This is a genomic window from Streptococcus varani (genome assembly GCF_001375655.1).
Lineage (GTDB): Bacteria > Bacillota > Bacilli > Lactobacillales > Streptococcaceae > Streptococcus > Streptococcus varani.
Window position 1 is genome coordinate 1 of the sequence record NZ_CTEN01000006.1, and the last position, 17,727, is coordinate 17,727.

The 17,727-nt window shown below is 41.9% G+C and carries 21 protein-coding genes and 2 pseudogenes; 21 read left to right on the plus strand and 2 right to left on the minus strand.

Features of this window, described 5'->3' with window-relative positions; all coding sequences use genetic code 11:
• The 6 genes and pseudogenes from BN1356_RS12935 to BN1356_RS11260 form a co-directional block, all read left to right on the plus strand.
• A pseudogene (locus BN1356_RS12935) lies at nucleotides 1-182 on the plus strand (IS5/IS1182 family transposase); the annotation flags it as partial.
• A 238-nt stretch (nucleotides 183-420) separates the two neighbouring features.
• A complete protein-coding gene (rpsO, locus tag BN1356_RS11240) occupies nucleotides 421-690 on the plus strand; it encodes a 30S ribosomal protein S15 (protein ID WP_093651478.1) in 270 nt (89 codons plus the stop codon).
• A 673-nt stretch (nucleotides 691-1,363) separates the two neighbouring features.
• Nucleotides 1,364-2,005: an ABC transporter ATP-binding protein gene (locus BN1356_RS11245; RefSeq protein ID WP_093651479.1), complete on the plus strand. Its 642-nt coding sequence runs from the start codon at nucleotides 1,364-1,366 to the stop codon at nucleotides 2,003-2,005.
• Complete coding sequence (locus BN1356_RS11250) at nucleotides 1,998-2,774, plus strand: ABC transporter permease (protein ID WP_093651480.1); 777 nt, start codon at nucleotides 1,998-2,000, stop codon at nucleotides 2,772-2,774. Before BN1356_RS11245 ends, BN1356_RS11250 begins: the two co-directional genes overlap by 8 nt.
• Nucleotides 2,775-2,836: 62 nt before the next feature.
• On the plus strand, nucleotides 2,837-3,076 hold the full coding sequence (locus BN1356_RS11255; protein ID WP_093651481.1) for a GlsB/YeaQ/YmgE family stress response membrane protein: 240 nt from the start codon (nucleotides 2,837-2,839) through the stop codon (nucleotides 3,074-3,076).
• Nucleotides 3,077-3,237: 161 nt separating this feature from the next.
• On the plus strand, nucleotides 3,238-4,038 hold the full coding sequence (locus BN1356_RS11260) for a formate/nitrite transporter family protein (protein WP_093651534.1): 801 nt from the start codon (nucleotides 3,238-3,240) through the stop codon (nucleotides 4,036-4,038).
• 176 nt (nucleotides 4,039-4,214) lie between these two features.
• Here BN1356_RS11260 and BN1356_RS11265 read toward each other — a convergent pair whose 3' ends face one another.
• Entirely contained in the window at nucleotides 4,215-4,742 is a 528-nt protein-coding gene (locus BN1356_RS11265) for a GNAT family N-acetyltransferase (RefSeq protein ID WP_093651482.1), read from the minus strand.
• Between the two features lie 156 nt (nucleotides 4,743-4,898).
• Here BN1356_RS11265 and BN1356_RS11270 point away from each other — a divergent pair.
• The 9 genes and pseudogenes from BN1356_RS11270 (at nucleotide 4,899) to BN1356_RS11300 (ending at nucleotide 12,820) form a co-directional block, all read left to right on the plus strand.
• Nucleotides 4,899-6,055 (plus strand): annotated as a pseudogene (locus BN1356_RS11270) (ISAs1 family transposase).
• 235 nt (nucleotides 6,056-6,290) lie between these two features.
• Complete coding sequence (gene pnp, locus BN1356_RS11275; RefSeq protein ID WP_093651483.1) at nucleotides 6,291-8,531, plus strand: polyribonucleotide nucleotidyltransferase; 2,241 nt, start codon at nucleotides 6,291-6,293, stop codon at nucleotides 8,529-8,531.
• A 234-nt stretch (nucleotides 8,532-8,765) separates the two neighbouring features.
• Nucleotides 8,766-9,389, plus strand: coding sequence for a serine O-acetyltransferase (gene cysE, locus BN1356_RS11280; protein WP_093651484.1), 624 nt, complete (start codon nucleotides 8,766-8,768; stop codon nucleotides 9,387-9,389).
• Nucleotides 9,390-9,409: 20 nt separating this feature from the next.
• The gene (locus BN1356_RS11285; RefSeq protein ID WP_093651485.1) at nucleotides 9,410-10,192 is read left to right on the plus strand and encodes a nucleoside phosphorylase; all 783 of its coding nucleotides are present in this window, start codon (nucleotides 9,410-9,412) and stop codon (nucleotides 10,190-10,192) included.
• Complete coding sequence (locus BN1356_RS12665) at nucleotides 10,186-10,362, plus strand: hypothetical protein (RefSeq protein ID WP_176694277.1); 177 nt, start codon at nucleotides 10,186-10,188, stop codon at nucleotides 10,360-10,362. Before BN1356_RS11285 ends, BN1356_RS12665 begins: the two co-directional genes overlap by 7 nt.
• Before the next feature lies 1 nt (nucleotide 10,363).
• Nucleotides 10,364-10,537, plus strand: coding sequence for a hypothetical protein (locus BN1356_RS12670; protein ID WP_176694278.1), 174 nt, complete (start codon nucleotides 10,364-10,366; stop codon nucleotides 10,535-10,537).
• A complete protein-coding gene (locus BN1356_RS11290; RefSeq protein WP_093651486.1) occupies nucleotides 10,538-11,059 on the plus strand; it encodes a dihydrofolate reductase family protein in 522 nt (173 codons plus the stop codon).
• A gap of 17 nt (nucleotides 11,060-11,076) precedes the next feature.
• The gene (gene cysS, locus BN1356_RS11295) at nucleotides 11,077-12,420 is read left to right on the plus strand and encodes a cysteine--tRNA ligase (protein ID WP_093651487.1); all 1,344 of its coding nucleotides are present in this window, start codon (nucleotides 11,077-11,079) and stop codon (nucleotides 12,418-12,420) included.
• On the plus strand, nucleotides 12,413-12,820 hold the full coding sequence (locus BN1356_RS11300; protein ID WP_093651488.1) for a Mini-ribonuclease 3: 408 nt from the start codon (nucleotides 12,413-12,415) through the stop codon (nucleotides 12,818-12,820). The genes cysS and BN1356_RS11300 overlap by 8 nt, the downstream gene beginning before the upstream one ends.
• Before the next feature lie 26 nt (nucleotides 12,821-12,846).
• Here BN1356_RS11300 and BN1356_RS11305 read toward each other — a convergent pair whose 3' ends face one another.
• Nucleotides 12,847-13,806 carry an aromatic acid exporter family protein gene (locus tag BN1356_RS11305; protein WP_093651489.1) on the minus strand — a complete coding sequence of 320 codons (960 nt, stop codon included), beginning with the start codon at nucleotides 13,804-13,806 and terminating at the stop codon, nucleotides 12,847-12,849.
• Nucleotides 13,807-13,958: 152 nt separating this feature from the next.
• Here BN1356_RS11305 and rlmB point away from each other — a divergent pair, with 152 nt between their 5' ends.
• The 6 genes from rlmB (at nucleotide 13,959) to rpsI (ending at nucleotide 17,689) form a co-directional block, all read left to right on the plus strand.
• Complete coding sequence (rlmB, locus tag BN1356_RS11310; RefSeq protein WP_093651490.1) at nucleotides 13,959-14,714, plus strand: 23S rRNA (guanosine(2251)-2'-O)-methyltransferase RlmB; 756 nt, start codon at nucleotides 13,959-13,961, stop codon at nucleotides 14,712-14,714.
• 26 nt (nucleotides 14,715-14,740) lie between these two features.
• Nucleotides 14,741-15,253 carry an NYN domain-containing protein gene (locus BN1356_RS11315; RefSeq protein ID WP_093651491.1) on the plus strand — a complete coding sequence of 171 codons (513 nt, stop codon included), beginning with the start codon at nucleotides 14,741-14,743 and terminating at the stop codon, nucleotides 15,251-15,253.
• A gap of 598 nt (nucleotides 15,254-15,851) precedes the next feature.
• Nucleotides 15,852-16,370 (plus strand): hypothetical protein, encoded by a 519-nt coding sequence (locus BN1356_RS11320; RefSeq protein WP_093651492.1) that lies wholly within the window; start codon nucleotides 15,852-15,854, stop codon nucleotides 16,368-16,370.
• Nucleotides 16,367-16,558 carry a helix-turn-helix transcriptional regulator gene (locus tag BN1356_RS11325; RefSeq protein WP_093651493.1) on the plus strand — a complete coding sequence of 64 codons (192 nt, stop codon included), beginning with the start codon at nucleotides 16,367-16,369 and terminating at the stop codon, nucleotides 16,556-16,558. The genes BN1356_RS11320 and BN1356_RS11325 overlap by 4 nt, the downstream gene beginning before the upstream one ends.
• A 272-nt stretch (nucleotides 16,559-16,830) precedes the next feature.
• Nucleotides 16,831-17,277, plus strand: coding sequence for a 50S ribosomal protein L13 (rplM, locus tag BN1356_RS11330; protein WP_093651494.1), 447 nt, complete (start codon nucleotides 16,831-16,833; stop codon nucleotides 17,275-17,277).
• A 19-nt stretch (nucleotides 17,278-17,296) separates the two neighbouring features.
• On the plus strand, nucleotides 17,297-17,689 hold the full coding sequence (gene rpsI, locus BN1356_RS11335) for a 30S ribosomal protein S9 (RefSeq protein ID WP_093651495.1): 393 nt from the start codon (nucleotides 17,297-17,299) through the stop codon (nucleotides 17,687-17,689).
• Nucleotides 17,690-17,727 lie beyond the last annotated feature (38 nt).

Consider the following 17,727-nt stretch of genomic DNA (forward strand, 5'->3'; position numbering starts at 1 on the left):
CGTGAGATCGGCTTCCTATTCATGAGCATGAATCTAACAAAATTGACTAAGAATCTCGACCCTAAAAATTCAAATACTCAAAAACCACACAGTGATTTTTTCATCTTGATTGTTTTCAAGACTGAAATCTCTGTGTGGTTTTATTTGAAGCTACTTTTTGCCCAGCCTCATTAGTCAAGTAATCAAAGCATAACCTGAACGTAAGTTCAGCGAGCGTCTTTAGATGCTGCTGGAGTCTAACGGCTTATAGCCGGTGTACAAGCCACCCGTTTTCACGGGTGGTTTTGACTCCAAGTAGTTGACAAAGTGAACAAAGATTGATATACTAGTAGGAGTCCAATGGACGATCTAGCGAGTCTTGGTTACAGGATATGCCAACCTGCCACTCGGATTCAGCTCAAATACAAAGGAGAAATACTCATGGCAATCTCAAAAGAGAAAAAAAATGAAATCATGGCACAATATGCGCGTCATGAAGGTGATACTGGTTCAGTAGAAGTGCAAGTTGCTGTCCTTACTTGGGAAATCAACCACCTCAACGGCCATATCAAAGAACACAAAAAAGACCACGCTACTTACCGTGGTTTGATGAAGAAAATCGGTCGCCGTCGTAACCTCTTGGCTTACTTGCGTAAGACAGACGTTAACCGTTACCGTGATTTGATCCAATCTCTTGGTCTTCGTCGTTAATTTTAGCATTAAAACTGTGTGATACGGCCTCAGGTCGCTTTGATAGACTCCAGTCTAATCTACAGCTCTCCTTCCTTGTCTAACACAGTTTTACTGGCTAAAATAATTAAAGTACTTCACTCTAGTGAGGTTCTTTTTTTAATCCCAAGATTCATCAAAATGTAACTGCCTTGTCTAAAGCGATTTTATCTGAAAAAATTGCTGCTCTCTAGATTTCTAGGGAGTTTTTTTGTCTCAAAGTTGCAACAGAACATAAATGGCAAATAGGAAGTCTACTCTACAGCTTCCCTTCCTTGTCTAACGCAGTTTTACTGGCTAAAATAGTTAAGGTGCTTCACTCTAGTGAGGTGCTTTTTTCATCCCAAGATTCATCAAAATGTAACTGCCTTGCCTACAGCGATGTTGACTGAAAAAAATGCTACTCTCTAGATTTCTAGGGAGTTTTTTTGTCTCTTAGAGACTGTCGGTCTGTAAGACGCAACAGAACATAGACGCAATTGTTTGCAGATAATGTGACAGTCTTTTACTAGACTTCATGGTTTCTTTTTCAGCGGACTTAAGTCTAGGGTTTGTTTTAGAAGGGATAGATAAGGGTACAAGAGTCTATTTTACTTCTTAATTATAATAGTTCTAATCATTTTGCTTTCCTCTTTCTACATGTTATAATCATTTTATGAAAGAATTTGAATTGAAAAATGTGGGTTTATCCAGCCCTGATAAGAAAATTTTAGATAATATTAATCTCACTATTGAAAAAGGCGCTCACTTGACCATTACAGGGCCATCGGGTTCTGGTAAAAGTAGTTTACTGAGGGTTTTATCTGGTCTTGTTTCTCACAATCACGGGACTTTGCTTTTTCAAGGGCAGGATGTTCTTAAACTAGATCCAATCCCTTATCGTAGACAGGTTTCCTATTGTTTCCAACAGCCTGTTCTTTTTGGACAAAGCGTAAGGGATAATATGGTCTTTCCTTTTGAAATTAGAGAGTTGGCTTTTGATCAAGATAAGGTTTTGAAAGCTCTCAGTCGGCTTAATTTGGGTCCGGAGTTTTTAGATAAACCGATTAAGGACTTATCTGGTGGCGAAAAGCAGAGGGTTGCCTTGGTTCGTAACCTCCTCTTTGAACCTCAAGTGCTCCTCTTAGATGAGGTTAGTTCTGGTTTGGATGAAAAAACAAAGAGCTTATTACGTGCTTTTCTAAAAGAATTGAATCAAGAGGGAGTGACCTTGGTTGAAGTAACCCATGATGCCAGTGAGTTGGAACAGGCCAAGAATCTCATCAGAATTGTTGAAGGGAGATTAGAGCATGAATAGTGTGGATGTTTCCTATTGGTCCTTGGCGCTTGCTTTAAGTTTAGTCTTTGTGGCCATTACTATCTCGAGCAAACAAAAACTTGGTTTAACCAAGGATATTATCGGTAGTGTTATTCGCACAGTCATTCAATTGACTGTAGTGGGTTACCTGCTTTATTATATTTTTGATTTGAACCATGTCATCTTGACCTTAGCCATGGTCATGATCATTATTTACAACGCCAGTCGTCAGGCCAACAAGCGCAATCCAAATGGCAAGAAGAAGTTTATCCAATCTTTTTTAGCTATTTTCCTAGCGACCAGCTTGACGCTGACTGTTTTAGTTTTATCCGGAGCGATTAAATTTATCCCCTCTCAGCTCATCCCCATCACTGGTATGATTGCTAGCAATAGTATGGTTGCAATTGGTCTTTCTTACCGCGAGATGAACAGTCTTTTTCGCGATCAGCGTCAGCAAGTTTTGGAAAAATTAGCTTTGGGAGCTCCTGTCAACTTGGCTGCAGCCTCCATTGTTCGTCAATCCATCCGGACCGCCATGCAACCAACCATCAATTCAGCTAAGACTGTCGGTTTAGTCAGTCTACCTGGTATGATGTCCGGACTGATTTTTGCTGGTGTCAATCCTATTTTTGCTATCAAATACCAGATTATGGTCATGTTCATGCTCTTATCAGCGACCAGTTTGGGAGCTGTCATCGCTGCTTATTTCTCCTATCGCAATTATTTTAACGATCGTGCTCAGCTTGATTTTGAAGAAAATGCGGATTAAGATGGAGACAACTGTAAAAAACGAATGATGTATGGTATACTCATAAAAAGGAGGTGGAAAATATGATTTGGTCTATGCTTGTTGGTCTCTTGATTGGTGCAGTAGCGGGTGCTATCACCAGTCGTGGAGAAAATATGGGCTGCTTTTTCAAAATATTTGCAGGTCTGATTGGCTCCTCCATTGGTCAAGCTTTGTTAGGCAGTTGGGGACCGACTCTTGCTGATATGGCATTGATTCCCTCGATTGTCGGTGCTATCATTGTGATAGCTGTTGTAGAATTTTTCTTTGGTAGAAAGAATTAACGATTTGTGAATGTCAGATAAAAGCTGCCTCTCTTTTTTTGGAGAGCAGTTTTCTGCTTTTGAAATTGCTTTTGAAATTGTTTTTGAAATTTGCTTCAATTTTTTCAAAAATATGATATAATACCATGAATTATGGATTTTAGGAGTAAAATAAGATGAAAATTAAGGCTTCAAACAGCGCCCTGATTGAAAGTTTGGCCCATTCAATCGAAAAAAAGGAAAATCTTTCTCGTAACAGTTATAAAAAATATGCTGTACGTGCTATGTTAGCGACGATGTTCTTGACTTTAGGGACAGGAATTGCTTTTTATATTTCCATGTACGTAGATGCGATCGTTCCCCACGCAGGAAAACTATTTTATGCCTTTATGTTTAGCTGGTCCTTGGTCATGATTGTTTACATGAATGCAGAGTTGGGCACCTCTAACATGATGTACATGACCAGTGCTGTCTATAACAACAAACTACGTTTTTTGACAGCTGCTAAAATTCTAGCCATCTGTATTTTCTTTAACTTTGTTGGGGCTGTTTTCTTTTCTTGGTTTATGGCACAGACCAATGCTTTTAATCACCTACCAGCGGATAATTATCTTTTTGAGGCCGTTTCTGCAAAACTCGCGAAGACACCGTGGACTCAGTTTGTCGAAGGAATTTTTGCCAATATTGTTGTTAATACAGCTGTTTTCTGTACGCTTCGGATGAAAGATGATGCTGGTAAAGTCTTCTCCATGGTCTTCATTATCTTTATCTTTGCCTTCCTTGGATTTGAACACGTTATCGCCAACTTTGTCTCTTTCTCATTAGCCTTTTTCGTCAACGGTGGACCGGTAGAAGGTATGAACTTCTTGTCAGTACTGTCTAACTTCCTCTTCTCAGGTCTTGGGAATTATGTGGGTGGTGGTCTAGTGATTGGGCTTCTTTACAGTTGGCTCAACCGCAATAGTGATATGTATGTTGACTAATATATGATTTTCTAACACTTTCTGAAAAAGGAAGTGTTTTTTTTGGTGGGTTCAAAGCCCTAAAACTAAGGCAAAGTTTATAGTCTTTGAGAATGAACAGGATATTTTGGTAGAATTCCTTTAGATATGTTTTCTCTTAAAAAAGAAAAACCGAGTTGACAATTGATCAGCTCGGCTTAGTTGTTGTCAATCCAGTAACGCAACATCGTTTCCTTATCGTTTTCATCATAATAGGTATTTTCGAGAATGCCACCATTGGCTAAGATGGTTTTCTGTGATGCAAGATTCCAATCAGCTGCAGTGACGAGAATACGGTCAATCCCCAATTTTTTTGCTTCCAAGAGAGCCAGGCGGAGTTGCTCTGTCGCATAGCCTTTTTGTCGCTCACTAGGGTGGATAGAATAGCCGATATGGCCAGCGATGTTCATGAGGAAATCTTGCTTGAGATCATGGCGGATATTGCAGACGCCGATCATAGTTTGGTCACTCTCTCGAATGCAGAGAAAAGTAGTAGACGGGGAACGCCCCTCCTCCACAGTTAGATAGGAGGAGGTTTTCTCCAGATGTAAGAGCCAGTCGGTAAGAGAGGGTGTCTCTTGTAGTCGGGAACCACCATATAAGTGCTGGTCGGGAAAAGCTTCCTTGTAAGCCAAAATTTCCTTTTCCCAGTCCATATTGGGCACAACTAAAGTCAGTTTGTCCATGCTTTTCCTCCTAAAATTTTTTCTAGTCTACCATAGCCAAGATTTCTTGTCAAAATCAACCACGCCAAACGCATGAAGAAAATTTCGTTTTCAGAAATCGAAAAACATAATGACAAAATCAATCAAAGTAGTACACTAGATATAGAGGTGACTAGTATGATTGATTTTATTGTTTCTATTGATGCGCATAGTGATGAATTAGATGGACGTCAGTGCTGGAAAATTCGTTACCCTTTATCCACTATCCTATTTCTAGTCTTCGTTTGCCAACTGGCTGGTATTGAAACCTGGAAGGAGATGGAAGATTTTATTGAAATGAATGAGGGACTTTTAGGAGACTATGTGGATTTAAGTGTTGGCTGTCCATCTCATGACACTTTAGAACGAGTTATGAGTATGGTTAATCCACAATTTTTGAGCGACCTAAAAGTTGAGTTTGAACAATCTGCCGATTGTCTATCCGTAGAGCGATTAATAGCTATTGATGGTAAAACCATGCGAGGAAACGGCAATAAGCACCAACAGCCTAATCACATCGTAACGGCTTATGATGGCTCTCATCAGATTAGTATAGGGCAGGTGATGGCTCTCATCAGATTAGTATAGGGCAGGTTGTGGTTGAGGAGAAGAGTAATGAGATCACGGCGATTCCCCGCCTTCTAAGGATGATTGATATTCGAAAAGGGATTGTCACGATTGATGCTATGGGGACTCAGACAGAAATTGTAGATGAGATTATCAAAGGTAAGGGGAACTACTGCCTTGCGGTCAAAGGGAATCAGGGGACTTTATTTGAGGACATCTCCCTCTATTTTAGTGATGTCCAATTGCTTGAAAGACTGATGAAGAAGAGGCAACACTACCAAACGGTGGAGAAAGCTCGGAGTCAAATTGAAATTCGAGAATACTGGGTCTCTTACGATGTCAAATGGTTGTCAGACAGGCATCCTCATTGGCAGAAACTGAGTGGTATTGGTATGACTAAGAATACTATTGACAGGGATGGTGTGCTGACAGAGGAAGTTCGTTACTTTATTATCAGTTCTAAAAAGGATGTTGAAACATTTGCCTCTTGTGTAAGAGGACATTGGTCAGTAGAAAGCATGCACTGGTTACTAGATGTTGTTTACCGAGAAGACCACAACCAGACCTTAGACAAGCGAGCAGCCTTCAATCTAAACGCCATTCGAAAATTGTGTCTTTATTTCTTGAAGGTTATTCAATTTCCTAAGAAGGACCTGAGTTATCGTAGAAAACAACGCTATATTTCTGTCCATTTGGACGATTATTTACCACAGTTATTTGGAAAGTAGAGACCAATTAATGATCAAACGAACTGTCTACCTTCTTAAAAATCGTTTCTAGGCACAAAAAGGTTAAGGGAAACTTTTCATGCGTACGGCGTGAAAATCAACTTTTCAGCCTTTCTTTCTGCCTAAAATATGATAAAATAATAAGGATACGTGGTTTTGTGCAAAGATGAGTTCAAGACAGCTTGGGTTGATCTTTGTAGAAAACACGTAAACTAATATTTCAGGAGAACTATTCATGTCAAAACAAGTTTTTGAAACGATTTTCGCTGGCAAAAGACTGGTTGTTGAAACTGGTCAAGTTGCCAAGCAAGCCAATGGAGCTGTTGTCGTACGTTATGGGGACTCAACGGTCCTTACGGCAGCTACCATGTCTAAAAAGATGGCAACGGGTGACTTCTTCCCTTTGCAAGTCAATTACGAAGAAAAAATGTATGCTGCGGGTAAATTCCCAGGTGGTTTCCACAAGCGTGAAGGTCGTCCTTCAACAGACGCGACTTTAACAGCCCGTCTCATTGACCGTCCGATTCGTCCCATGTTTGCGGAAGGCTTCCGTAATGAAGTTCAAGTCATCAACACAGTGCTTTCTTACGATGAAAATGCCTCTGCCCCAATGGCAGCTATGTTTGGTAGCTCATTGGCCCTGGCTATTTCTGACATTCCATTTGAAGGCCCTATCGCTGGTGTTCAAGTAGGTTATGTGGATGGTGAGCTGATCATCAACCCTGACCAAGCCCAGCAAGAAGCTTCCCACCTTGATTTGATTGTAGCTGGTAATAAGGATGCCATCAACATGGTTGAATCTGGAGCCAAAGAATTGTCAGAAGAGATCCTCTTGGAAGCTTTGCTCAAAGGACATGCGGCTATTCAAGAGCTCTTGGATTTCCAAAACCAAATCGTCGCAGCAGTTGGTAAAGAAAAGGCTCAAGTGGAGCTTCTTCAGGTCGATCCGGAATTGCAGGCCGAAATCGTCGCAGCTTACAATGGCGATTTGCAAAAAGCTGTCCAAGTCGAAGAAAAATTGGCGCGTGAAGATGCGACCAATGCAGTTCGTGATGCGGTGAAAGCAACTTACGAAGAGCGATATGCCGACCACGAAGAATTTGACCGTATCATGCGTGATGTGGTTGAAATCTTGGAACAAATGGAGCATGCAGAAGTACGCCGTTTGATTACAGAAGACAAGGTTCGTCCGGATGGCCGTAAGGTTGATGAAATTCGTGCCTTGGATGCCGAAGTAGACTTCTTGCCACAAGTACACGGTTCAGGTCTTTTCACACGTGGGCAAACTCAAGCTCTCTCTGTTCTGACCTTGGCACCAATGGGTGAAACTCAAATTATCGATGGCTTGGATGATGAGTACAAAAAACGCTTCCTGCACCACTATAACTTCCCACAATATTCTGTTGGATCAACGGGTCGTTATGGTGCACCAGGTCGTCGTGAAATTGGTCACGGTGCTTTAGGTGAGCGTGCTCTTGAGCAAGTATTGCCAAGTTTGGAAGACTTCCCATATGCGATCCGTTTGGTAGCGGAAGTCTTGGAATCAAATGGTTCTTCTTCACAGGCTTCTATCTGCGCAGGAACGCTTGCTCTCATGGCTGGTGGTGTGCCGATTAAAGCTCCAGTAGCTGGCATTGCGATGGGTCTGATTTCTGACGGCACAAACTATACTGTTTTGACAGACATCCAAGGTTTGGAAGACCACTTTGGCGATATGGACTTTAAGGTAGCTGGTACCCGTGAGGGAATCACAGCCCTTCAAATGGATATTAAGATTGCCGGGATCACTCCTGAGATTTTGGAAGAAGCTTTGGCACAAGCTAAGAAGGCTCGTTTTGAAATCCTGGACTTGATTGAAGCAACCATTGCGGAACCTCGTCCTGAATTGGCTCCAACTGCACCAAAAATTGACACAATCAAGATTGATGTGGATAAGATTAAGGTGGTTATCGGTAAGGGTGGCGAAACAATTGACAAAATTATCGCGGAAACTGGCGTTAAGATTGATATTGATGACGAAGGAAATGTTTCGATCTACTCATCTGATCAAGATGCCATCAACCGTGCTAAAGAAATCATCGGAAACTTGGTGCGTGAAGCTAAAGTCGGTGAAGTCTATAAGGCCAAAGTTGTTCGTATCGAAAAATTCGGTGCCTTTGTCAATCTCTTTGAAAAGACAGATGCTTTGGTTCACATTTCTGAAATGGCATGGACACGGACAAATCGTGTAGAAGACCTGGTTGAAATTGGGGACGAAGTCGATGTTAAAGTCATGAAGATTGATGAAAAAGGTCGCGTAGATGCTTCTATGAAAGTACTGTTGCCTCGTCCAGAAGGTCTTGAAATAGAAGAAAAGAAAGAACATTCTGACCGTCCACGCCGTCCGCACCACAACAAGTATGACAAGCACGACAAGCATGACAATAAAGATAAAAAATCTTTCGGGGAATTCAAATTCCACAAGGTAGAAAAATAGACTATCAGTCAGCTAAAAATACTTAGTAGCCCGTTTTAGCTTAGAAATGAATGAAGTCTAACTTTTGTTAAAAGGGATTTCGTTGATCTAGCATTTGAGTACAACTAACGATCCAAAAGCGAATGGCATCTGTACCTTAGAAGGCAGCTGTCTAAGACAAAATTTTGTGTAATATAGATGGAAGCATCTAGGACGACCTTGTCCCGGATGTTTTCTCACTAATAGGAGGAATCTATGGGTTGGTGGAAAGAAACCATAAACATCGTCAAAGAAAATGACCCAGCAGCACGAACCAGTGCTGAGGTACTTTTGACCTACCCTGGTGTTAAGGCTTTAGCTGCGCATCGCATTTCACACTTCCTATGGAAAAATAATCTCAAGCTTTTGGCTCGTATGCACAGTCAATTTTGGCGTTTCTGGACCCAAATTGAAATTCATCCAGGTGCTGAGATAGCTGCTGGAGTCTTCATTGACCATGGTGCTGGATTGGTAATCGGGGAGACCACTGTCATCGAAAAAGGAGTTCTTCTTTATCATGGTGTTACTCTTGGCGGTACAGGAAAAGATACTGGGAAACGCCATCCCACTGTACGGGAGGGAGCTCTCATCTCTGCCCATGCCCAAGTGATTGGGCCTATCGAAATAGGACGTTACTCTAAAGTCGGTGCTGCAGCAGTAGTGGTCTCGGATGTACCTGAAGAGGTGACAGTGGTTGGGATTCCAGCCAAAGTAGTCCGCATTCATGGTAAGAAAGACGATTTGGTCATCCATCAGATTGAAGAAGAAAGAGAAACCCTCTACTACACTTCGAAAATGGAAAAACTCAAGGATTGCAGCCATCATTCGTCTCATTTGTAAAGAGCAAAAGGAGTTATCCTATGTTATTAGATGAATTTGAAGCTGTTCCAGCCGTCATTGAGCCTAGTCATGCTAGCGATGCTATTGCTGGGATTGGTGAAATCTGTGATACCCTTATTTTTTCTTTCAATGGGGAAATTGTCAACCGTGTCAAGTGGATGCGAGATGTCTATGAGGGTGGTTATATCAAGAGTTTGAATGGGAAACATCCTTGGTATATTTTGGAAAACGAAGGACAGAAATTGGCTGTAACGTTAGCACCAATCGGTGCGCCCATGGCAGTTGGCCAACTGGAAGAATTGAAAGTTATGGGCTTTAAAAACTTTATTGTTTTGGGCTCTTGTGGTGTTTTGGACAAATCCATTGAGGCAGATAAGATTATTTTGCCCAGTTCTGCTTTGCGTGATGAAGGGACTAGCTATCATTACGCACCTGCTTCAGATGAAATGGCCTATGATGAACACCTGCTTTCAACCATGGAAACAGCCTTTGAAAAGGCCGGTATTGAGCATATTCGGACCAAGACTTGGACCACAGATGCTTTCTTTCGGGAAACAGCGGATAAGGTCAAACGTCGCCTAGCAGCTGGTGCGACAGTGGTGGATATGGAAGCATCGGCCATCATGGCATGGGCTCAGTTCAGACAGGCTACTGTTTACCAGTTCTTTTACACGGCTGATTACGTAGACCACCATAAAAATGAGTGGGATACTCGCCACGAAGAACGCACGTCAGATGTCATGACTTTCTTTGATGTGGCTCTAGCTATTGCCCGAGAAGTGGGTAAAGGGAAAGAATGTTAGATTTTTACGAAAAGAATAAGTTTATCTGTCTGGTATGGCTCTTTTTAGCCTTGACCTGTCTAGCGACCCTTTTCCAAGGAAAGAGTGAGGCTGCTTTTGTGACTGGTCTTGCCACTGCTATCGTAGGTAGTTATCTTTGGCACATGTCACAAAAAGAAAAGGAGAGATAGTATGCTTGATATAAAAAAATACTGGGGTTATCTTCTGCAACTATTTGGAGGAATTGTACTCGCTGCCTTTTATGCCGGGCAAGGTCGATGGATTTTTTCCTTCGTTTGGGGAGTCTTTGGATTGGTAGCTCTAGCTAGCTGGGTTAATCAGTATCAGAAAGATAAGGACCGCTAAATGGCAGTATACTTTTATGGTTGTATCACCTTAGATGGCTATCTAGCAGATAGTCAATACAAGATTGATTGGTTGCACCAAGTCGGAACCATCGAGGATACAGGTTATGAAGACTTTTATAAAGAGATGGATGTGACCATCATGGGCAAACGGACCTTTGAAGAAATTCAAGGGATGCCTGAAGTGGAAGACTTCTATGCTACGACGGAAAACTATGTCTTTACCCATGACGAGGTGATCCCTGCTCAAAACTACCAACCTATTTCTGGCGATGTCGTAGAGTTCATCCGTCAATTGGATCCAGCAAAGAATGTTTTTGTCGTCGGTGGCAATTCATTAGTGGCTCCGCTTTTAGATGCGGATTTATTTGATCATCTCATTGTCCAAATTGCTCCGGTGATTCTGGGCAAAGGCATTAAGCTCTTTACCCAAGAGGAATACCTGAGATTTTATCAACTGGACCAAGTCAGACAGTTTGGCCAGTTTGCGGAGTTGGTGTTTAGCAGAAAGATTGATAGTTAGAAAAGAAAGAGGATGCAGTGATTAAAATTTACGATACCATGACCCGGACCTTGCGTGATTTTGTGCCGATTGAGGAAAACAAGGTCAAGATGTATGTTTGTGGACCAACGGTTTACAATTATATCCATATTGGGAATGCCCGCAGTGTAGTAGCTTTTGATACGATCCGCCGTTATTTTGAGTATCGGGGCTATGACGTGACCTATATTTCCAACTTTACAGATGTTGATGATAAAATTATCAAGGGTGCGGCGGAGGCTGGTATGGATACAAAAGCCTTTTCGGACAAGTTCATCGCAGCTTTCTTAGAAGATGTCCAAAAATTGGGTGTCAAACCAGCTAGTAAAAATCCTCGTGTGATTGACTATATGGATGAAATTATCGATTTTGTTCAAGCCTTGATTGACAAGGGTTTTGCCTATGAAGCGGCAGGGGATGTTTATTTCCGTGTTGCAAAATCTAAGAACTATGCCCAGTTAGCCAATAAAACCTTGGCTGACTTAGAGGTAGGTGCTTCTGGCCGTGTGGACAATGAAGCTGACATCAAGGAACATCCCTTTGACTTTGCGCTCTGGAAATCTGCCAAAGCAGGTGAAGTTTCTTGGGAGAGTCCTTGGGGAGCCGGTCGTCCAGGTTGGCATATCGAGTGCTCGGTCATGGCGACAGAAATCCTTGGTCAAACGATTGATATCCATGGCGGTGGTGCGGATTTAGAATTTCCCCATCATACCAATGAAATCGCCCAATCAGAAGCCAAAACAGGTTGTACCTTTGCCAACTACTGGATGCACAATGCTATGCTCAACATTGACAATGAAAAGATGTCCAAATCTCTAGGGAATTTTGTGACAGCCCACGATATGTTGGAGCGGATTGATGGACAAGTCTTGCGCTTTTTCTTGGCAACCCAACATTACCGTCGTCCTCTTAATTACACAGAGAAAGCCATTCAGGACGCGCAAACCAATCTCAAATACCTGAAAAACACCTTCAATCAACTGTTCACAGACCAAGTAGAAGTAGGAAAATGGCAGGAACTCTTATCTGATTTTGAAGGTGCTATGGATGATGATTTCAATACTGCTAATGGTATTACCCTTGTCTTTGACATGGCCAAGTGGATCAACTCAGGAAATTACAATGAGCAAATTAAGGCTGATTTCGCTAAAGTGCTAGGGGTCTTTGGCATTGTCTTCCAAGAAGAAGTTCTGGACGCGGATATTGAGAAGTTGATTGAGGAGCGTCAAGCTGCGCGTAGCGCGCGTGATTTTGCCACAGCTGACCGCATTCGTGATGAATTAGCAGCTCAAGGCATCAAACTCCTTGATACCAAGGATGGTGTGAGGTGGACGCGTGACTAAGTTGGATGTCAACCTGATCAATGGTATTGCCTTAGCTTTTGAAGGGGATGCGGTTTACTCCATGTATGTCCGCCGCTACCTGATTTTTACAGGGCAGACAAAACCCAACCAGCTGCATCGCCTAGCCACTAAGTATGTATCGGCTAAGGCCCAGGCTATGCTGATCAATCTCATGTTGGAAGAAAATTTTCTGACAGAAAAAGAGCAGGAAATATACAAGCGTGGTCGTAACGCCAACTCCAATACAAAGGCTAAGAATACGGATATTGTTACCTACAAGATGTCAACTGGTTTTGAAGCGGTCATGGGCTACTTGCATATGACAGAGCAAATAGACCGTCTTGAAATCTTAATCGATTGGTGTATTGCACACATTTCAGGAAAAGAAAAAGGAGTTTGAGATAGTTGATCTCAGGCTCCTTTTATTTACATTTCTTCCTTATATTCTTGGTAAAAATCGACCTTAAGTTGGATAAATTCTTCCATATCTTGTAAGAGTTGAAAGAGTGTTGCCCTTGTTTCAAACTCTTGACGTGTCTGGGGCAGGGGTCGTTCCCGAAAGGTCTGGTGGAAAAGAGCGATATCATCTAGTAATTCGAGGGCGGGATTTTCCCGACTGAGTTGCTGGGCAGTCCGTTCAAAGAGGCTAGCTAGGATGATGCTTTCCCTGGCTTCTAGTTGGCAGGCGTTGATGAGTTTCGCCATTCTTCGTAGAACCTTGTTTTGTGCTCGACGCATCTCAAAATAATGGACTTGATAGTTGGTTTGATGAAAGACTTGATTGTGGCGGTCCAGATAAACAACTTTAAGAGCTTGGCTCAATAAATCATCTAATTGATTGATGAGACTGGCTTCGTTGCGACCATCCCCTTTGAGCAAGAAATCTTGGAAACGCAGGAGAATGAGTTGGAGTAGATCCTTAACTTGATGGTGATAGCTTTGGATTTTTGCTTCTTGCGAGGGCATATAGAGGTTAAAAACTAAGGCTAAACCAGCCCCAATCAAGAAAATAGCGACTTCATTGCCTAAAAAGACCAGACTAGTATTTTTTTCCAAAAGAAGATGGGTGACCAGGACGGTCGAAGGCGCGATACCAGCTTCCCACCTAAAATAATAGGCAGTTGGAACGTAGAGAAGCAGATAGAGTGCCAGGGTCCATATCTCAAATCCTATCAGGCTAAAAATCCCCCAAGCAATGGCCAGAGCCAAAAAGGTTGAGAAGAGGCGGTTTTGGGCCATTTTGAGAGAAGATTTACGGGTATCTAAGAGACTGAGGATAGCGATGATACCAGCAGAGGTGGCATAGGCCAAACCTAGAAACTCTGCTAAATAAATCGCCAAGACAGTGGCCAATATTAATTTAATGGTCCGTTCAAGAATAGGCATAGAGAACTCTTTTCGGTAAGTGATGGGACTATTGTAACATATTTTTTCTAGAAGAAAGAAAAATGGAAATCCTACTTGCTTAGGATGATTTATTGGATCATAAAGTGCCCATCAAAGTCCACACTTCCTCTCTTTCATGCTATAATAGCACTATGAAAAATAAAGACATTAAAGAAAAATCAGTTGCAACAGATATTGTATATGGTGTGCATGCGGTAGCAGAGGCTATTCAGGCCAATACAGGAAATAAACTCTATATTCAGGATGACCTTCGTGGCAAAAATGTGGAGAAAATCAAGGACCTGGCAGCAGACAAAAAGGTTTCTATCTCATGGACTCCAAAGAAGACCTTGTCGGATATGACGGACGGTGCTGTCCATCAAGGTTTTGTTCTGCGGGTTTCTGAGTTTGCCTATACCGAGTTTGAGGCTATTTTGGAAAAAGCAGAGCAGGAAGACAATCCCCTCATTCTAATCTTGGACGGTTTAACTGACCCTCATAATCTCGGATCTATTTTGCGAACGGCTGATGCGACAAAGGTGTGTGGCGTCATCATTCCGAAGCACCGTGCAGTTGGTGTGACTCCTGTCGTGGCCAAAACTTCAACAGGTGCGGTGGAGCATGTCCCTATTGCCCGAGTGACCAACCTGAGCCAGACCCTAGACAAACTCAAAGAAGATGGTTTTTGGATTTTTGGCACGGATATGAACGGGACCCCCTCTCATAAGTGGAATACATCTGGTAAATTGGCTCTGATCATCGGAAATGAAGGTAAGGGTATCTCGACCAATATCAAGAAACAGGTAGATGAGATGATCACCATTCCCATGGACGGTCATGTGCAAAGTCTGAATGCCAGTGTGGCCGCTGCTGTTCTCATGTACGAGGTTTTTCGCAATAAATTGTAAACTGTCCAGATAAAAGAAAGGCAATCATGAAAGAGAAGATTTTATTGGTCGATGGCTACAACATGATTGCTTTTTGGCAGTCTACCAAACAAGCCTTTCGCCAGGGGAAGTTGGATGAAGCCCGCTCTATTTTGCTCAACAAATTATCCAATTACGCCTCTTTTGAAGAAATGGAAATCATCTGTGTCTTTGATGCCCAGTATGTGCCTGGTTTGCGCCAGCGTTATGACCAATACAATGTCACGGTCATCTTCACTGAGGAAGAGGAAACAGCGGATTCTTATATTGAGCGGATGAGTGCAGAACTCAACACCTCCCGCTTGACCGTATCGGTGGCGACCAGTGACTTGAATGAGCAGTGGGTGGTTTTCTCCCAGGGAGCTTTGCGTGTATCTGCCCGCGAGTTGGAGAAACGGGTCTCTGCTGTCAAGAAAGAGGTCGACTCCTTTGTTGATCAAGTAGAACTCTATACACCCCGCCTGAATCCATGGACAAAAGGCAATTACGAAGCGTTACAAGATTTGATGAAAGATTTGTGAAGTCAAGCTGCTATACTTGCTTCTTGATAGAAGGTCATAGGGTTCGGTTTGGAAAAAATTTAAATCTTTAAAGAAATAATGGCTTTTAAATTAATGATGGATTCGACAGTTGATGTGGCTGAAAATTGGACTAAAGAAAAGGAAAGTGATATTTTAGGTCTTCATATTAGTTTGGGTGTTGTAGTGTATGACAAGTAGCGAAACCCGTCTGATGCTGAGCTTCTCTTGAAAGCTATGGAATCCGGCAACACACCAAGAATCAGCCCGATCAAGATCGGTTCGTTTCAATGAACCATTCGTCGCTTATTTCAGTAATCATAATCCGTCAGAAATTCTCTAGGAATATTCAAACGTTGATTAGCTATTGATAATGCTACTTGGTCCGGTTGTTGCTACCCGTGTTAGCCTCTATACCATAGTGGTCTTAGCTATCGAAAAAGAACTTCATTAGTCTAAGTGAAAAAAATCATTCCAAGTTGGGATGGTTTTTGTGTTATATAGATAACTTTTTGTAAAATATAGTTGACAAATTGCTATTGAAGGAGTATGATGATGGTGAAAAATGAAATACCAACGATTCTTGTTAGGAGGGAATATTATGTTTAGTCTATTACAAAAAATCTTACTTGTTTTAGTGGTCATCACAGTATTAATATTTTTAAAACGTTTCTCGGATCATCAAGTGGATGAGGACTTTGATGAAAGACAGATTCTCTATCGCCAAAAATCCTACGCAAATGCAGCTTGGGCTGCTTTAATTTTTAATATCTTTGTATTTATTGAGGGAGATAGTTTGATGAAGATTATGTCCTTGTCTTCCGTCGGAGTTGTCACCATCTTTCTAATTGCGGGTGTTTTTGCTGTTTCTAGTATCTTATACGATGCCTACTTTTCTGCTCGGAAAAAGAAAAGAATGGTGGTTTTGTTTCTCTTAGTCTCCACGCTTCAATTAGCGATTGTGCTTAATCAATGGCAGGACGGGGATTTTTTCCAAAATGGTCATCTCTATATGACATTTAAAAATTCTGTACCAATTGTCTTTATCATCACGTTTGGTTTTGTCTTACTGACAACTGCCTATAAGAGTTGGAAAGACAAGCACGAGGTTGAGGAATGAAAAATCTCAAATTAAAAGCAGCGCGTGCAGGAAAAGATTTGTCACAACAAGCCCTAGCAGATTTGGTCGGAGTATCTAGACAAACCATCGCAGCAGTAGAAAAAGGGGACTACAATCCAACTATCAATCTCTGTCTGGCTATTTGTAAGGCTCTAGATAAGACCTTGGATGAGCTATTCTGGGAGTGATGAGGATTTTGTTTTACAAATCAGTTCATTTTCCAAGAAAACGATTTACTCACAAGTTGCACCAAATCAGCTTAAGGGCCCTGCCTTTTGACAGAAAATAAAAATAAAAAACAGGCTCGAATCGCTTGACGGTGGGCCTGTTTTTTTGGTATGATAGAAGACGGTATTGTTTACCCCATTTGAAAGGCCCCGGAACCTTCCAAATACCTTTGCGTGGGACGGAACACCCACCACCCTGTAAACAAATATTACGAATTCGTATAGGAGAAATCATGAACAAAACAACTTTCATGGCTAAAACTGGCCAAGTTGAACGCAAATGGTACGTAGTAGACGCTACTGATGTACCTCTTGGTCGTCTTTCTGCAGTAGTTGCTAGCGTACTTCGCGGAAAAAACAAACCAACTTTCACACCACACACTGATACAGGTGATTTTGTAATTGTTATCAATGCTGAAAAAATCAAGTTAACTGGTAAAAAAGCAACGGATAAAATCTACTACACTCACTCAATGTACCCAGGTGGTTTGAAACAAATCTCTGCTGGTGAGCTTCGTTCTAAAAACGCTGTGCGTTTGATCGAAAAATCAGTTAAAGGTATGCTTCCACACAACACTCTTGGACGCGCACAAGGCATGAAATTGAAAGTATTTGTTGGATCTGAGCACACACACGCTGCACAACAACCAGAAGTACTTGATATCTCAGGACTTATCTAAGAGAAAGGAGCATTAAATAATGGCACAAGCACAATATGCAGGTACTGGCCGTCGTAAAAACGCTGTTGCACGCGTTCGTTTGGTTCCAGGTACTGGTAAAATTACTGTTAACAAAAAAGATGTAGAAGAGTACATCCCACACGCTGACCTCCGTCTTGTTATCAACCAACCTTTCGCAGTTACATCAACTCAAGGTTCATATGACGTTTTCGTAAACGTTAATGGTGGTGGATACGGTGGTCAATCAGGCGCTATCCGTCACGGTATCGCCCGCGCTCTTCTCCAAGTAGACCCAGACTTCCGCGATTCATTGAAACGCGCTGGTCTCCTTACACGTGACTCACGTAAAGTTGAGCGTAAGAAACCAGGTCTCAAGAAAGCTCGTAAAGCTTCACAATTCTCAAAACGTTAAGAATCAGCTACAATACAGCATTTACAAACACTTCATGG

Bases quoted from the DNA above. Each gene is read 5' to 3' on its own strand.
- rlmB (WP_093651490.1), top strand. From the start codon at position 13,959: ATGAAAAATAAAGACATTAAAGAAAAATCAGTTGCAACAGATATTGTA.
- BN1356_RS12665 (WP_176694277.1), top strand. From the start codon at position 10,186: ATGTTAGATTTTTACGAAAAGAATAAGTTTATCTGTCTGGTATGGCTC.
- rpsO (WP_093651478.1), top strand. From the start codon at position 421: ATGGCAATCTCAAAAGAGAAAAAAAATGAAATCATGGCACAATATGCG.
- BN1356_RS11305 (WP_093651489.1), bottom strand. From the start codon at position 13,806: ATGCCTATTCTTGAACGGACCATTAAATTAATATTGGCCACTGTCTTG.
- cysE (WP_093651484.1), top strand. From the start codon at position 8,766: ATGGGTTGGTGGAAAGAAACCATAAACATCGTCAAAGAAAATGACCCA.
- BN1356_RS11315 (WP_093651491.1), top strand. From the start codon at position 14,741: ATGAAAGAGAAGATTTTATTGGTCGATGGCTACAACATGATTGCTTTT.
- BN1356_RS12670 (WP_176694278.1), top strand. From the start codon at position 10,364: ATGCTTGATATAAAAAAATACTGGGGTTATCTTCTGCAACTATTTGGA.
- BN1356_RS11250 (WP_093651480.1), top strand. From the start codon at position 1,998: ATGAATAGTGTGGATGTTTCCTATTGGTCCTTGGCGCTTGCTTTAAGT.
- BN1356_RS11265 (WP_093651482.1), bottom strand. From the start codon at position 4,742: ATGGACAAACTGACTTTAGTTGTGCCCAATATGGACTGGGAAAAGGAA.
- BN1356_RS11325 (WP_093651493.1), top strand. From the start codon at position 16,367: ATGAAAAATCTCAAATTAAAAGCAGCGCGTGCAGGAAAAGATTTGTCA.
- pnp (WP_093651483.1), top strand. From the start codon at position 6,291: ATGTCAAAACAAGTTTTTGAAACGATTTTCGCTGGCAAAAGACTGGTT.
- rplM (WP_093651494.1), top strand. From the start codon at position 16,831: ATGAACAAAACAACTTTCATGGCTAAAACTGGCCAAGTTGAACGCAAA.
- rpsI (WP_093651495.1), top strand. From the start codon at position 17,297: ATGGCACAAGCACAATATGCAGGTACTGGCCGTCGTAAAAACGCTGTT.
- BN1356_RS11255 (WP_093651481.1), top strand. From the start codon at position 2,837: ATGATTTGGTCTATGCTTGTTGGTCTCTTGATTGGTGCAGTAGCGGGT.
- BN1356_RS11320 (WP_093651492.1), top strand. From the start codon at position 15,852: ATGTTTAGTCTATTACAAAAAATCTTACTTGTTTTAGTGGTCATCACA.
- BN1356_RS11290 (WP_093651486.1), top strand. From the start codon at position 10,538: ATGGCAGTATACTTTTATGGTTGTATCACCTTAGATGGCTATCTAGCA.
- BN1356_RS11245 (WP_093651479.1), top strand. From the start codon at position 1,364: ATGAAAGAATTTGAATTGAAAAATGTGGGTTTATCCAGCCCTGATAAG.
- BN1356_RS11285 (WP_093651485.1), top strand. From the start codon at position 9,410: ATGTTATTAGATGAATTTGAAGCTGTTCCAGCCGTCATTGAGCCTAGT.